We start from the raw sequence: 14,582 nt of genomic DNA on the forward strand, positions 1-14,582 counted from the left end.
CCCGGGGATCCTGCGCCCGGGGGTCCGGGCCCCGGGGTTCGGGCCCCCGGGGTCAGATGAGCGAGAGGGCCTCGTCGAGGGTGAGGGTGGCACCCTCGGCGTGGGCCGATACGTAGTCCGCCTCGCCGAGCACGGCGCGTACGGCCTCCTCCGCCGCCGTGCGGGAGTGCCGGGTGATGCGCGGCGCGTGCGGCCGGGGTGCGCGCAGCGCGTCGAACGAGCCGATCAGCCGCGCCCCGTCCGCCGCCCCGGCGGGCCCGCCGGTGACGGCCAGCGCCCGGGCCGCGACGAGCAGCTGGGACAGCAGGGCGTCGGGGGCGATGGCCCGGGTGAGCCGGTCGTCCATCATGGCGACGGCTCCGCGCACGGCCTCCAGCACGCCGTCGTACCGCCCCTCGTCCGCATCCAGCGCGGCCAGCGATCCCTCGACCACGCCGAGGAACAGCTGCGGCGTCGAGCGGTCGGCGAACTCCGCGCGCACCTGCCGCAGATGCTCCCGGGACTCGGCGGTCCGGCCGGCCGTCGCCAGCCAGGTGGCCAGCTGGATCCGGGCGAACGGCACGGCGTCGCGGTTGCTGTGCTGCCCCTCTTCCAGTACCTCGCGCAGCAGCCGTTCCCCCGTGTCCTCCTCGCCCGCCTCGATGAGCACACCGCCCAGCCGGACCTTGAGCAGCGGGAGCTGGCCGTGCGCGCCGAGGTCAGCGGCGTAGCGCATCGCGGCGCGGTAGTCGTCGGCGGCCGGGCCGTACTCCCCGTGGTTCTCGCGGGACTCGCCGCGGCCGGCCAGGGCCTCGGCAACGCCCCAGGCGTCGCCGATCCTTTGGAAGATCTCCAGCGCTTCGTCGACGTCGCGGGCCGCCTGCGGCAGGCCGCCGGGCCGGTCGTTCTGGATCTTCGCCCGCAGCTGGAGGACGAACGCCAGCTCCCAGTCGTAGCCGAACTCCCGGCAGCCGCGCACGGTCTCGTCGATCAGCTCGGTCAGTTCCTCGAACCGGCCCGTCAGCATGACGGCGTAGAACCACATCACGCCCGGCACCCGGCAGGTCTGCGGCAGCCCGCCACGGTAGACCGCGGCGACCCCGCGCAGCTCCTCCTGCTGCTCGGGCTCCAGCAGCGTGTCCATGTCGCTGTCCCGGCCGGCCAGCGCGACGAGCCGGACCTCCCGGCGCGCCTCCAGGAGCTGTTCGGGCGGCAGCGGCGGCGGGGCGTCGATGGGGCGCGCCGGCAGCGGCGGGGCGGGCACGGCCGGCGGCAGGAAGGGGTTGGGGCCGAGTTCGGCAGCGGCCATGGACCAGGTGCGGGCGTCGGCGCGGTGGTCGCGCAGCGTCCAGAACCACTGCAGGGCGAGGACGAGGCAGAGCGCCTCGTCCTCGTCGCGGGCGGCGACGGCGCGGCGCAGGGCGGTACGCAGGTTGTCGTGTTCCTGCTCCAGCCGGTCCAGCCAGTGGCACTGCTGGGGGCCGCGCAACAGCGGTTCGGCCGTACGGGCCAGCTCCCGGTAGGCCACGAGGTGCCGCCGCTCGGCCGCGGCCCGCTCGCCCGCCTCGTCCAGCCGCTCCCCGGCGTACTCCCCGACGGTCTCCAGCAGCCGGTACCGCATCTCCCCGTCCGCCGAAGGGCCTGCCACCACGAGCGACTTGTCGACAAGCGACCCGAGCAGCGGCGCCACGTCCCCGGGCACGACGAGCGGCGACACGGTGCCGCGGGGGCGGGCCGCCCCGGTCGGCACAGCCGGATCGGCCGGATCGGCCGGATCGGCCTGCCCGGCCGGCGTGGCCGGGGCGGTGGGGTGCGTCGAGTCGGCTGCCCGCGTGTCCGCGCAGACGGTTTCCGCCGCGGTGAGGTCCGCGCCGCCGGAGAAGACGGAGAGGCGGCGGAGGACGGCGCGTTCCGAGGCGTCGAGCAGGTCCCAGGACCAGTCGACGACCGCCCGGAGCGTCTGCTGGCGCGGCAGTACCGTACGGCTGCCGCTGGTCAGCAGCCGGAAGCGGTCGTCCAGGCGGTCCGCGAGCTGCCGCGGCGACAGCGACCGCAGCCGGGCCGCGGCCAGCTCGATGGCCAGCGGCAGGCCGTCCAGCCGGCGGCAGATCTCGGCGCACGCCTCCGGATCGTCCTCGATACGGAAACCGGGCCGCGCCGCGGCGCCCCGGTCGGCGAGCAGGCGCAGCGCGACGGGGTCGGGCAGCGGTTCCACCGGCCGGACCAGCTCGCCGGGGACCGCGAGCGGCTCCCGGCTGGTGGCCAGCACGCTCACGTCCGGGCACTCGGCCAGCAGCCGTTCCGCCAGCAGGGCCGCCGCGTCGATGACGTGCTCGCAGTTGTCCAGCACGAGCAGCATGCGGCGGCCGGCGCAGTGCTCGGCGAGCTGCGCGAGCGGGTCGAAGGCGAGCGGGTCGGCGGCGGCCCGCAGCCCCTCGGCGGCGCTGCCGCGTACGACGGTCTCGCGGGCGCCGAGTGCGGTGAGTACGGCTTCCGGCACGGTGCCGGGGTCCTGGACGGGGGCCAGTTCCGCGAACCACACGCCGTCCGGCCACGCCTCGGGCGCACCGGCCGCCGCGGCCTCCGCGCCTTCCTGCGAGAGCCGCGTCTTCCCGGCCCCGCCGGGCCCGAGCAGCGTCACGAGGCGGTGCGCCGTCAGGTCGTCGCGCAGATCCCACAGCTCCCGCTGCCGCCCGACGAACGACGTCAGCCGCGCCCGCAGATTCCCGGCCCGCCGCGTCTGCCCCTGCCCGGACCGCCGGTCCTGCACCTGCCCGGGCTGCCGGTCCTGCGCCTGCCCGGGCTGCCGGTCCTGCGCCTGCCCGGACCGCTGATCCCCGGATGCCCCGGCCGACCGCGGCTCGTCGAGTGGTTTCGGGTCTGCGCCCGGCCGCGCATCCACGTCCGCTGAACCGGCGCCCGGTGACCCGGCCCCCGAGCGGGGACCCGACGACGCCCCGGCCGCCGGACCGTCAACGGGACCGGCGGACGGGCCCGGCGCGGGAGCCGACCCGACGTGCGCCGGCCCAGGCATGCGGGCCCGTCTCGCCACGCCCGCCGCGTCCGCCAAGCCCGCCGCGTCCCCCGCGTACCCCACATCCCCCGCATCGTGGGCCCTCAGGAGATCCGCGTGCAGGGCGCGGAGGGACGGGGACGGGTCGGTGCCGAGGCGGTCGGCGAGGTCGGCGCTGAGGTGGGCGTACGCGTCCAGTGCCTCGGCCGTGCGGCCGGTGTCGCGCAGGGCGCGCAGCCGCAGCTCGTGCAGCGGCTCGTCCAGCGGATGCCGGTGGCAGAGCGCGGTGAGGGCGGGCAGCGCCTCGTCAGCGCGGCCGAGCGCGAGGTCGGCGGCGAGCCGGGCCCGTCGCGCCTCAAGGTGCAGCCGCTCGGCCCCGGCCGCCTCCGCGACCGCGTCCGGGAGATCGGCGAGGGCAGGGCCGCGCCACAGCGTCAGCGCGTCGTCCAGCAGGGCGGCGGCCTTCCGGGGGTCGCCGTCCGCGAGCGCGCGCTCGCCCTCGCCCGCCAGCCGCTCGAAACGGTGCAGGTCGACGTCATCGGCGTCGGCCGCCAGGTAGTAACCGCCGGTCACGGAGACGACCGCCGCGTGGCCGAGGGCCCGTCGCAGCCGCCCGACGAGCGCCTGGAGCGCCGCGCCCGCGTCCCTCGGCAGGCCGCCGCCCGCCGCCCCGTCCGGCGTCGCGTACCCGTCCGGCCCCGTCCCCCAGACGTCCGCGATCAGCGTGTCGGGCGTACGGGGGCGCCCCGGCGTCAGCGCGAGGGCGGCGAGGAGTGCGCGCAGGCGGGCGCCGCCGAGGGCGACGTCGGTGCCGTCGTCCCGGCGTGCCTGGGTCGTCCCGAGGATTCCGTAGCGCACCGGCCCATTGTCGTCCACGGCCCGGGCGCCTCGCCCCTCCCCCACCACTGTCCGCTCCCCCGTCATTCTCTGTCAGCCCCCCGGCCCCCGTCCGTGCCCGCCGGACCCGTTTCCCCGTTCACCGCCGCCGCGCGCCTGCACCGCCCCGGCCGCCCGGCGGCGGTACCTCCAGCTCCACCAGGACGCCACTCTCCGCCATGCGGTGTTCGGGGCGGCCGGCCGGTTCACCGCCTCGCCCGTCGGCGAACCATTTGGGGCACTTACGGACCGGGCGAAGGTCGCGCTCGCCGGGCACCGGCTCGTACGTACGGGAGCCCGCCGGCCGGCGGTAGCCCTCGGTCACCACCCGGATCGAGCGGACCAGGCCGGTGACCGAGGCCGGGTCGTCGGGCCCGGGACCGTGGTTGTTCACCGTCCAGTCCCACATCGGGTCCGTCGTGGGGTTCAGCGCCCAGGTGACCCGGTCGCCCACGGAGAAGGGGGTGCCGCAGCACTCCATCTCCCAGTCCTCGTAGAACACCCGCCGCACGTCGGGGCCGCCGGCCTCGCCGGGGCATGCATCGTCGGCGGTGTTCTGGGGAGAGACGTTCATGCCGGCTCCTGGTACGGGCCCTGGTGCGTGTTTCGGTGCGTGTGCCGGATCGGGTTCTGACGCGCGTCGGGACATGGCACCAGGCTGCCTGGAACCACCGGCATCCCGCTCGTCGTTTTCCGGGTACGATCCGCCGCCCCGCGGGACCCGGACCCCGCGAGCGTTTCCCCCCGTCCCGCCGTACCCCACCCCTCAGGAGCACCGCACGATGACCACCGCAGTCCGGCGCGCGGATCAGCGCGTCAGTCCCGTCTTCCTCGCGCTCGTCGCCGTCATGGCGGTCTCGGGCTGGGCCGTATGGACGGGGAGGCTGGCCGCGAACACCGGCTTCGCCGTGTTCCTGTTCGTGGTCTCGGGGTGGATCGTCTCGCTGTGCCTGCACGAGTACGCGCACGCCCGTACGGCGCTGCACAGCGGCGACATCTCGATCGGCGCCAAGGGCTATCTGACGCTCAACCCGCTCAAGTACACGCACGCGCTGCTCAGCATCGTGCTGCCGGTGATCTTCGTGATCATGGGCGGCATCGGGCTGCCGGGCGGCGCCGTCTTCATCGAGCGCGGGCGGATCCGGGGCCGCTGGCGGCACAGCCTGATCTCGGCCGCGGGCCCGCTGACGAACATCCTGTTCGCGGCCGTCGTGACCGCGCCCTTCTGGCTGGGCGCGATGGACGGCGTGCCGAAGCCGTTCCGGTACGCGCTCGCGTTCCTGGCGCTGCTGCAGGTGACGGCGGCGATCCTGAACTTCGTGCCGGTGCCGGGGCTGGACGGGTACGGCGTGATCGAGCCGTGGCTGCCGTACGGCGTGCGGCGGCAGGTCGAGCCGTTCGCGCCCTTCGGGCTGATCGCGGTGTTCGGGCTGCTGTGGGTGCCGGGGGTGAACCAGGTGTTCTTCGAGGCGGTGCACGCGATCCTGGGCGCGCTGGGCGTCTCGGACCTGGACTCCTACCTCGGGCAGGAGTTCTTCCGCTTCTGGCAGGGCGAGCCGCAGGTCTTCTAGCGGGTACCGGCGAGCGCGTCCTAGCGGGGCGCGTCTTCCGTGGCCTGCGCCTCGGCGGCAGCCCGCGCCTCGGCGGCGGCCCGCTCCTGCTTGGCCCTGCGCAGGTAGAACCACGCCATGTTGCTGGAGATACCGGCCATCAGCACCCACGCGATGCCGATGAGGTTGCCCGACACGAAGGACACGACGGCAGCGACGACCGCCAGCACGCAGACGACGAGGGCGAAGACGGCGAGGCGCCGGGCCGGGCCGGACGGGGGCAGGGCGGGCATGAGACGGGGCTCCTGTCGGGGTACTGCGTACTGCGGTCCCCTCCAGTGTCCCCCATGCCCCGCTCCGTCCGTCTCCGGCCCGCCACCCGGCCCGGAGGCAGAGCCCGCCGCTCGCCGCCGGGCCCCGCGGCCCTCGCCGGAAGAGCGCCGGCCCTCACACGTCCGTGAGCCGCAGTCCCGCGTGTGCCTTGTAGCGGCGGTTGGTGGAGATCAGGTTGGCGACCAGGGACTCGACCTGGTGGGCGTTGCGGAGCCGGCCGGCGAAGACGCCGCGCATGCCGGGGATGCGGGCGGCCAGCGCCTGCACCACGTCCGTGTCGGCCCGCTTCTCGCCGAGCACCATGACGTCCGTGTCGATCTCCGCGACCTCCGGGTCCTGCAGGAGGACGGCGGAGAGGTGGTGGAAGGCGGCGGTCACCCGGGATTCCGGGAGCAGCGCGGCGGCCTGCTCGGCGGCGCTGCCCTCCTCCGGCTTCAGCGCGTAGGCGCCCTTCTTGTCGAAGCCGAGCGGGTTGACGCAGTCGACGACGAGCTTGTCGGCCAGCTCGGCGCGGAGCGATTCGAGGGTCTTGGCGTGGCCCTCCCACGGCACGGCCACGATCACCACGTCGGCGCGGCGCGCGCAGTCCGCGTTGGCCGCGCCCTCCACACCGTGGCCGAGCTCGTCCGCCGCCGCCTGCGCCCGCTCGGCGGCCCGCGAGCCGATGATCACCTTGTGGCCCGCCCGGGCGAACCGGTAGGCCAGCCCCCGGCCCTGGTCCCCGGTGCCGCCGAGTACGCCGATCACGAGCCCGGACACGTCCGGCAGGTCCCAGGGGTCCCGCTTGAGCGCCTTCTTGGCCTCGGTCGCGACATTCACGGGAGTCGTGGGCTGCGCATCGTCAGGAGTAGTCATGACAGCGATACTGGCACGCCCCGTCCGCACCGGGCAGCGGCGCGCGGCGTGCCGATGATCACGGTCCCCCGCCTGATCACGCCTTGACGCTGCCCTCGGTGAGCCCGGTGCGCCAGTACCGCTGGAGCACCGTCATCAGGACCATCAGCGGCAGGACGGAGAGGAACGCGCCGCCGACCGTGTACTGGTACAGCTCGGGCTGCCGGTCGGCGTAGCCGGTCCAGGACGTCAGGCCCAGCTGGATCGGGTAGAGGTCGGAGTCGGAGAGCATCACCAGCGGCAGGAAGTAGTTGTTCCAGATGTGTACGAACTGGAACAGGAAGACGGTGACGAGCGCGGGGACCATCAGCCGCAGGCCGAGGCCCGAGAAGATGCGCCACTCCCCCGCGCCGTCGATCCGGGCCGCTTCCAGCAGCGAGTCGGGCACCGCGGCGGCCGCGTAGATCCGGCAGAGGTAGACGCCGAACGGGCTGACCACGCTGGGGATCAGCACGGACCAGTAGGTGTTGGACATGCCGAAGCCGCTGAACAGGAAGTACAGCGGCAGGGCGAGCGCCGTGCCGGGGATCAGCACGCCGGCCAGGATGATGTTGAAGAGGGCTTCCCGGCCCGGGAAGGGAAACTTCGCGAGCGCGTAGCCGGCCGCGGCGGACAGCAGCGTCGCGGCGAGCGCGCCGACGCCCGCGTAGAGCAGGGAGTTGGCGAACCAGCGGACGTAGATGCCGTTGTCGTACGTCAGCACATCGCCGAGGTACTGGAGCGGACGCGGGTTCGCGAACCAGAAGCCGAAGCTGCCGAAGAGGTCGCCGCTGCTCTTCGTGGCGGAGACCACCAGCCAGTAGACCGGTACGAGGAAGTAGACGGCGAAGACGGTCAGCAGGGCGAAGGTGATGATGCGGTGGCGGAGCGCCGAGGGGGTCACCGGCCGTCCCCCTTCCCCCGCTGTCCGACCAGCCGCAGGAAGCCGAACGACAGGACGCAGGCGACCAGCGCGAGCAGGACCGCCTCGGCGGCGGCGAGGTGCTGGTTGTTGCCGACGAACGCCTCGCTGTAGGCGTGCAGGTTGGGTGTGTAGCCGGAGTCGATGGAGGAGGCGAGCGGCCGCAGCACCATCGGCTCTGCGAACAGCTGGAGCGTGCCGATGATGGAGAAGACGCAGGTCAGGACGAGTGCGGGGCGGATGAGCGGGATCTTGATGTGCAGGGCGACCTGGCGGGCGTTGGCCCCGTCGATGCGTGCCGCCTCGTACAGCTCCTGGGGAACGGCCTTGAGCTGGGCGATCAGGACGAGCATGTTGTAGCCGGTGAACTGCCAGGTGACGATGTTGGCGATGGACCACAGGACGGTGCCGCGGGAGAGGAAGTCCACGTCCCAGCCGACCGCTTCGGCCATCTTCACCAGCGGGCTGATGCCGGGGACGTACAGAAAGCCCCAGAGGATCGAGGCGATCACACCGGGCACACCGTACGGCAGGAAGAACGCGCTGCGGAAGAACGTCACCCAGCGGGCGCTCGCGCTCTCCAGGAGCAGCGCGAGGACGGTCGCCAGCACGATCATCAGCGGGATCTGCACGGCACCGAAGAGCAGCACCCGGCCGAAGCCGGCGAGGAAGCGGTCGTCGGCGAGGGCCTGCGCGTAGTGGGACAGCCCGGTGAAGACCTCGCGCTCCGCGCCGCCGAGGCCCAGCGGCCCGGTGCGCTCGGTCTTGTGCAGGCTCTGCCAGACCGCATAGACGATGGGCGCGATGAAACAGAGGAGGAAGAGCGCGAGGAAGGGCACGAGGAAGCCGGCGGCCGCGCGGGCGTTGCGGGCTTCCGTACGGGTCGGCCGTCTCACCCGCCGCTCTCCACCTTCAGGCCCTTGCCCTTGAGGTCGCTCACGGTCTGCGCCTGGACCTTCTTCAGCACGGAGCGGAAGGAGTCGCCGCTGCTCAGCGCCTCGGTGAAGGCGTCGCCCAGCCGCTGGTAGAGGGTGTCGACGCCGGGGCCCCACTGCCAGCTGGTGTCGACGTGGTCGCCGGCCTCCTTGAAGACCTTGCTGTACGCCTGGCCGCCGAAGAACTCCTGGTGCACGTCCAGGTCGGTGGTCCGGTAGCCGGTCTTCGCACTGGGGAAGCCGTAGCCGCCCTCGATGAGCAGCTTGATCGCCTCGGGGTCGGTGTTGAGCCAGACGGCGAAGTCCAGCGCGTCCTTGGGGTAGGCGGCACCCGCGAACACCGCGGTGGTCGAGCCGCCCCAGTTGGCCTGCGCGTCCGCGCCCTTCGTCCACTGCGGCAGCGGTACGGCGCGCCACTTGCCCTTGGTGTCCGGCGCGTTGCCGACGAGCAGCGCGTCGCCCCAGCTGGCGCCGAGCCAGGCCGGGATGGCGCCGGTCTGGATGTCCTTGTACCAGGCGTTCTGACGGTCCGGGATGGTCTTGATCAGCTTCTGCTTGACCAGGCCCTCCCAGTAGTCGGCGACCTTGCGGGTGGGTTCGTCGTCGAGGGCGACGGTCCAGGTGTCGCCGTCGGCGGCGTACCACTTGGCACCGGCCTGCCAGGCGTATCCGGCGAACCGGTTGCCGTTGGTGGGCGCGAACGTCTCGATCCAGGCGCCCTTCTTCCGGATCTTCCTGGCCGCGGCCTCGTACGCGTCCCAGGTGGCGGGTGGCTCGATGTCCCACTTGTCGAAGAGGTCCTGCCGGACGAAGAGTCCCATGGGGCCGGAGGCCTGGGGTACGGCGTAGACGCCCTTGCCGAAGACGGACTGCTGCCACTGCCAGCCGACGAACTGCTTCTTGTACCGCTCGCCGCCCACGGTCGTCAGGTCCAGCAGCCCGTTGTCCAGCAGGAAGCTGGGGACGACGGGGAACTCGATCTGGCCGAGGTCGGGCGGGTTGCCGGCCTTGATGGCGGCGTGCATCTTGGCGTACTGGGCGCCGTTGACCGCCGAGACCTTCTCGACCTGGACCTGGACCTCGGGGTTCTTGCTGTTCCACAGGTCGACGGGCTTGTCGATGCCGGGGACCCAGGACCAGAACGTGAGGGTGATCTTCTGGCCCTTCTTGCGCTCCTTGGGCGCCGCCTTCTCGTCGTCGGTGCCGTCTCCGCACCCGGCCAGCGCGAAGCCGGCGGCCACGGCCGCCGCGCCGCCGAGCACGGATCTGCGGCGGGTGCCGCCCGAAGGGGTCGTGTCGTTCGTCCTCATGCCAGCTCCTCCACGGGGATGCGGCGGAAGGTGATCGTCGAGTAGGCGCTGAAGTCGCCGGTTTCGTAGAGCAGTCCGACGGTGTCGGGATCGATCCGCACGAGGTCGGAGTAGGCGGCCGGCAGGCCGCTGACGGTATGCGCGTCGTACCAGGTCAGGCCCCGGTCCCGGCTGGCGCGTACGGTCATCAGGGCGCGCGACTCGCGGTCGGCCGGGGCCGAGAAGAGCAGCACGTCCGGCGTGCCGAGGTGGAGCACGCTGCCCTCGACGACGGGGGCCGCGAGGCCGGCCTGGGACCGGAAGGACTTCTCCAGGCGTGCGCCGCCGTCGGCGGAGTAGGCGTCGACGCGGGTGCCGGGCGCGTCGGAGTCGTTGCGGGCGTTGAAGTAGAGGCGGCCGTCGGGGAGTTCCGCTGCGGTGGTCTCGTTGGTGTTGATGTAGCCGTTGGGGTTGGAGTCGGTGTAGCCGATCCGCCAGTTCTCGCCGGAGTCGTCGCTGAGCAGCGCGTGGCCGCCGTCGTAGCGGCCCTCGGCCCCGGTGTCGCCGGGCACGGTGGGAGCGAGGGAGTGGTTGCCGGGGACGACCAGCCGGCCGGCGTACGGGCCGTGGCGCAGCTGGAGCGCGTGCCCGGGCGTGGTGGCGTACCACCGCCAGTCCGCGCGCTTGGTCTGTGCGGTGATCTCGCGCGGGGTGCTCCAGGTGGTGCCGTCGTCGTCGCTGTGCTGGATCCAGACCCGGCGGCCGTCGGCGGCGGACACCTCGCCACGCCGGATGGCGCTCTCGGTGGCGGTGCCCGCGTTGCGTACGTGGACCAGGACGGTGCGGCCGGTGTGCGGGCCGCTGTGCAGCACGACGGGGGCCGGGTTGCCCGCGGTGCCGGTGCCGTTGCCGTCGACGACGGTCAGCGGGCCCCAGGTGCGGCCGCCGTCGGCGGAGCGTCTGAGGACGAGGTCGATGTCGCCGGTGTCGGACGCCGAGGCGACGCGCCCCTCGGCGAAGGCCAGCAGGGTGCCGGCCCCGGTCACGACCACGGCCGGGATGCGGAAACTGGCGTAACCGCCGGTACCGGCCCGGAAGGGTTGCGAAGTCTCGTACGCCACGGCAGCCCCTAACGGCCGGATGCAATGACCAGACGTAGGACGTCCCTTGTCTTGCGGCGACCATAGGGAGCGCCCAACGGGGCGTCAAGGCACCCGACATGGCCCGTGTCGCCCGCCTCGCGCGGATGCCACATCGAGGGGAACTGCGGGTGAACCACGGCTGTACGCAAGGGGTCGGGCCATGGCGGGCTTTGCGGAGCGCACCGCCCTCAGGCCCGTTACGCCATGCCCTTCAGGCGTTCCCGGATGCCGTCGAAGTGCCGGTGCATCGCCTCGACCGCACGGTCGCCGTCGCCCGTCTCCAGCGCGGTGACGATCTCCTGGTGCTGACGCCAGGTCACGTCGGGGTCCTGGCTGCTGTCGTCCAGGTCCTTGCGGACCCGGCGCAGCGCGTCCCAGAAGGCGTCCAGCACCTCGCTGAGCAGGTGGTTGCCGAGCGAGCGGTACAGCGCGAGGTGGAAGGCGCGGTCGGTGGCGCTCTCCACCCGGCCGGCCGCCGCCTCCTTCTCCATCCGGTCGACCAGGCCGCGCAGGACGGCCAGATCCTCGGCGGGCAGGCTGCGCGCGACCGACGCGACCAGCCCGGCCTCCAGCGCCTCCCGGACCTCCATCAGCTCGTACAGGCTGGCCTCACCCTGGTGGTGGCGGACCGCGGCCCGGAAGGCGATGCCCTCCACGAGCGGGTCGAGGGTGAGCGATCCGACGTACGTGCCGAAGCCGTGCCGGATCTCGACGATGCGCATGGCCTGAAGCGCCTTGAGCGCTTCGCGGACGGAGTTGCGGCTGACGTCGAGCAGGTCGACCAGCTCGGCCTCGGTGGGCAGCGGGTCGCCGGGCACCAGCTTCCGCCGCAGGATGAGCCGCTTGATCTGCGCCTGGACGTCCTCGGACATCGTGCCGCGCGCCATGTTTCCGCCTCTCCGTCTCCCCGCGGGGACCGCGACCGGCCCCCGCTCCCGGACCGGCGGCGGGGCGGGTGACCTGCCCCCGCGACCTCTTGACCGATCCCTTCGCTGCGGGTCTATTGTGACCCAGACATAGGACATCCCATGTCCAACGTCCGATCACCTGCCGTTCCCGTTGTTCGCCGGCCGTTCTCCCGTTCGTCACCGGACCGCGGCCGGCGGTACCGCACCACACCGCCTGGAGCCCGTCATGGCACTGCCCACCCCGCTGACCGGTGTCGTACCGCCGGTCTGCACCCCCCTGGACCCGCGCGGCGAGGTCGACACCGGCTCCCTCGGGCGGCTGGTGGAGCACCTGGTCGACGGCGGCGTGCACGGTCTCTTCGCCCTCGGCTCCACCAGCGAGGTCGCCTACCTCACCGACGCGCAGCGGGCCACGGCGCTGGAAGCCGTGCTCAAGGCGGCGGACGGCCGGGTGCCGGTACTGGCCGGCGTCATCGACACCACCACAGCGCGGGTCGTCGAGCACGCCCGCACCGCCGCGGGCCTGGGCGCCGACGCGCTGGTGGCCACCGCGCCCTTCTACACCCGTACGCACCCGAAGGAGATCGCCGGGCACTTCCGCGCGCTCCGGGCCGCCGTCGACCTGCCGCTCTTCGCGTACGACATCCCGGTGGCGGTGCACAGCAAGCTCTCCCCCGCGCTGGTGCGGGAGCTGGCCGAGGACGGCACGCTGGCCGGGCTCAAGGACAGCAGCGGCGACGAGGGCGGGCTGCGCCGGCTCCTCGTCGAACTGGGCGGCCGGGACGGCCGGCGCACCGGCCCGGCGCCCGGCTTCGCGGTCCTCACCGGCTCCGAGCTGACCGTGGACGCGGCGCTGCTCGCCGGCGCCGACGGCGTGGTCCCGGGCATCGGCAACGTCGACCCCGCCGCGTACGTCCGCCTCTACGACGCCTGCCGCGCGGGCGACTGGGCGGCGGCAGCGGCCGAGCAGGAGCGGCTGGTCGCGCTCTTCGGCATGGTCGACGCCGGGCCCGAGGCCGAGATGGGCCGCAGCTCCTCCGCGCTGGGCTCCTTCAAGGCGGCCCTGCACCTGCTCGGCGTCATCGGCCACCCCGCCACCGCGGCGCCGCAGCTCCCCCTCGGCCCCGAGGCCGTCGCCGAGGTCGCCCGTCATCTGACCGCCGCCGGCCTGGAGCCGGTCCGATGACCGGCCCGGCGCGCCCGGCGGCCGAGGGCGCGGCCCTGCCCTGGTACCGGGAGGTCACCCCGGCCCGCTGGAAGGCGTTCTTCGCCGCCTGGATCGGTTACGTCCTCGACGGCTTCGACTTCGTACTGATCACCCTGGTCCTGACGGAGATCAGCGCCGAGTTCGAGCTGAGCACCGTGCAGGGCGCGAGCCTGATCTCCGGCGCCTTCATCACCCGCTGGCTCGGCGGCGCGGCCCTCGGCGCGCTCGGCGACCGCTTCGGCCGCAAGGCGTCGATGGTCGCGAGCATCCTGCTCTACTCACTCGGCACCTTCGCGTGCGGCTTCGCCTGGGACTACACCAGCCTCTTCGTGGCCCGGCTGCTGATCGGCATGGGCATGGCCGGCGAGTACAGCGCCAGCGCGACGTACGTGCTGGAGAGCTGGCCGTCCCGGGTCCGCGGGCGGGCCAGCGGCTTCCTGATCTCCGGCTTCTCCATGGGCTCGGTACTGGCCGCCGAGTGCTACAAGTGGGTCGTGCCGGCGCTCGGCTGGCGCTGGATGTTCTACATCGGCCTGGCACCGATCCTGATCGCGCTGTGGGTACGGCGGGCCCTGCCGGAGGCCGAGGAGTGGAGCGCGACGGTCGCCGAGCGGGAGACACGGCCGAACCCCTTCCGCCCGTTGTTCGCGACGCCGGTGCGCGCCACGGTCAACACCGTGCTCACCCTCGTCGCCACCCTCGCCCTCTTCGGCGTCTTCACGCCGGTGGGCGCGGGCGCGATACCGGTGCTCGCCGTGCTCGCGACGCTCGCCCTCGGCGGGCTCGCGGTCCAGCTCGGCGGGCGCCGCGGGTGGCTGCTGTACCTCTCCCTGATCGTCACCGTCTTCGTCGCCTTCCTCTACACCTGGCCCATCCAGGCGCTGCTGCCGACGTACCTGAAGACCGAACTGCACTACTCGCCCGGTGAGGTCACCAACGTCCTCTTCTTCGCCGGCTTCGGCACCATGGCCGGCTGCTGGCTGGCGGGGTTCGTCGGCGACTGGATCGGGGCGCAGAAGGCGTACGCGTTCACCCTGCTCGCCTCGCTGGTCTTCGTCTTCCCGGTCTTCGCCGCACGCGACAGCCTGCTGGTCCTCGGCGCCCTGCTCTTCGTGCTCCAGGCGCTCAGCTTCGGCATCTCCGGCCTGCTCCCCCGCTACATCGGCGGCCACTTCCCGACCGAGAGCCGGGCCGCGAGCCTGGGCTTCACGTACAACGTGGGAGCGCTGGGCGGCGCGGTGGCCCCGGTACTGGGCGCGAGCCTGGCCGAGGGCCGCTCCCTGGGCAGCTCACTGGCGCTGCTCACCTTCGCGGGCACGGTCCTGGTCGTCCTCCTGGTCGGCTTCGACATACCGGCCCGCCTGAACCGCCTCCTCGACCCCGAAGCCCCACGCGACCACCTGGCGGCGGAGGAGTCGGCGGTGGAGGGAGCGGGAGCGGGGGCGGCCGGCGACGTCCGGCAGAAGGCGTAGGGGCCCGCTGCCCCGCCCCGCGCGGGCATGCCTCGTACGAGTGACGGTGTTCGAACGGCGCGGTGGCGCGGCGCGTACGGCGG

Annotated in this window: 12 protein-coding genes; 3 read left to right on the top strand and 9 right to left on the bottom strand. The window is 73.3% G+C overall.

Annotated features, from left to right (window positions below; all coding sequences use genetic code 11):
* Window positions 1-52 precede the first annotated feature (52 nt).
* Window positions 53-3,850: an AfsR/SARP family transcriptional regulator gene (locus tag ACIGQF_RS11980; protein WP_399708334.1), complete on the bottom strand. Its 3,798-nt coding sequence runs from the start codon at window positions 3,848-3,850 to the stop codon at window positions 53-55.
* A gap of 118 nt (window positions 3,851-3,968) precedes the next feature.
* Window positions 3,969-4,442: a DUF6578 domain-containing protein gene (locus tag ACIGQF_RS11985; protein ID WP_399708336.1), complete on the bottom strand. Its 474-nt coding sequence runs from the start codon at window positions 4,440-4,442 to the stop codon at window positions 3,969-3,971.
* Window positions 4,443-4,650: 208 nt separating this feature from the next.
* Between ACIGQF_RS11985 and ACIGQF_RS11990 the strand changes: the two genes are divergently transcribed.
* Complete coding sequence (locus ACIGQF_RS11990; protein ID WP_399708338.1) at window positions 4,651-5,439, top strand: site-2 protease family protein; 789 nt, start codon at window positions 4,651-4,653, stop codon at window positions 5,437-5,439.
* Between the two features lie 20 nt (window positions 5,440-5,459).
* Here ACIGQF_RS11990 and ACIGQF_RS11995 read toward each other — a convergent pair whose 3' ends face one another.
* The 7 genes from ACIGQF_RS11995 to ACIGQF_RS12025 form a co-directional block, all read right to left on the bottom strand.
* On the bottom strand, window positions 5,460-5,711 hold the full coding sequence (locus tag ACIGQF_RS11995) for a hypothetical protein (protein ID WP_399708340.1): 252 nt from the start codon (window positions 5,709-5,711) through the stop codon (window positions 5,460-5,462).
* Between the two features lie 154 nt (window positions 5,712-5,865).
* Entirely contained in the window at window positions 5,866-6,606 is a 741-nt protein-coding gene (gene npdG / locus ACIGQF_RS12000) for an NADPH-dependent F420 reductase (RefSeq protein ID WP_399708342.1), read from the bottom strand.
* Window positions 6,607-6,682: 76 nt separating this feature from the next.
* Entirely contained in the window at window positions 6,683-7,528 is an 846-nt protein-coding gene (locus tag ACIGQF_RS12005; RefSeq protein ID WP_399708344.1) for a carbohydrate ABC transporter permease, read from the bottom strand.
* Window positions 7,525-8,442, bottom strand: a complete 918-nt coding sequence (locus tag ACIGQF_RS12010) for a carbohydrate ABC transporter permease (protein ID WP_399708346.1) — start codon at window positions 8,440-8,442, stop codon at window positions 7,525-7,527. The genes ACIGQF_RS12005 and ACIGQF_RS12010 overlap by 4 nt, the downstream gene beginning before the upstream one ends.
* Window positions 8,439-9,791 carry an ABC transporter substrate-binding protein gene (locus tag ACIGQF_RS12015; protein ID WP_399708349.1) on the bottom strand — a complete coding sequence of 451 codons (1,353 nt, stop codon included), beginning with the start codon at window positions 9,789-9,791 and terminating at the stop codon, window positions 8,439-8,441. Before ACIGQF_RS12015 ends, ACIGQF_RS12010 begins: the two co-directional genes overlap by 4 nt.
* Window positions 9,788-10,891 (bottom strand): exo-alpha-sialidase, encoded by a 1,104-nt coding sequence (locus tag ACIGQF_RS12020; protein WP_399708351.1) that lies wholly within the window; start codon window positions 10,889-10,891, stop codon window positions 9,788-9,790. The genes ACIGQF_RS12015 and ACIGQF_RS12020 overlap by 4 nt, the downstream gene beginning before the upstream one ends.
* A gap of 218 nt (window positions 10,892-11,109) precedes the next feature.
* Complete coding sequence (locus ACIGQF_RS12025) at window positions 11,110-11,799, bottom strand: FadR/GntR family transcriptional regulator (protein WP_399708353.1); 690 nt, start codon at window positions 11,797-11,799, stop codon at window positions 11,110-11,112.
* A gap of 247 nt (window positions 11,800-12,046) precedes the next feature.
* Here ACIGQF_RS12025 and ACIGQF_RS12030 point away from each other — a divergent pair, with 247 nt between their 5' ends.
* Window positions 12,047-13,006, top strand: coding sequence for a dihydrodipicolinate synthase family protein (locus tag ACIGQF_RS12030; protein WP_362207078.1), 960 nt, complete (start codon window positions 12,047-12,049; stop codon window positions 13,004-13,006).
* Window positions 13,003-14,499 (top strand): sialate:H+ symport family MFS transporter, encoded by a 1,497-nt coding sequence (locus ACIGQF_RS12035; RefSeq protein ID WP_399708355.1) that lies wholly within the window; start codon window positions 13,003-13,005, stop codon window positions 14,497-14,499. The genes ACIGQF_RS12030 and ACIGQF_RS12035 overlap by 4 nt, the downstream gene beginning before the upstream one ends.
* Window positions 14,500-14,582 lie beyond the last annotated feature (83 nt).

The organism is Streptomyces sp. NPDC053560, assembly GCF_044544605.1.
Lineage (GTDB): Bacteria > Actinomycetota > Actinomycetes > Streptomycetales > Streptomycetaceae > Streptomyces.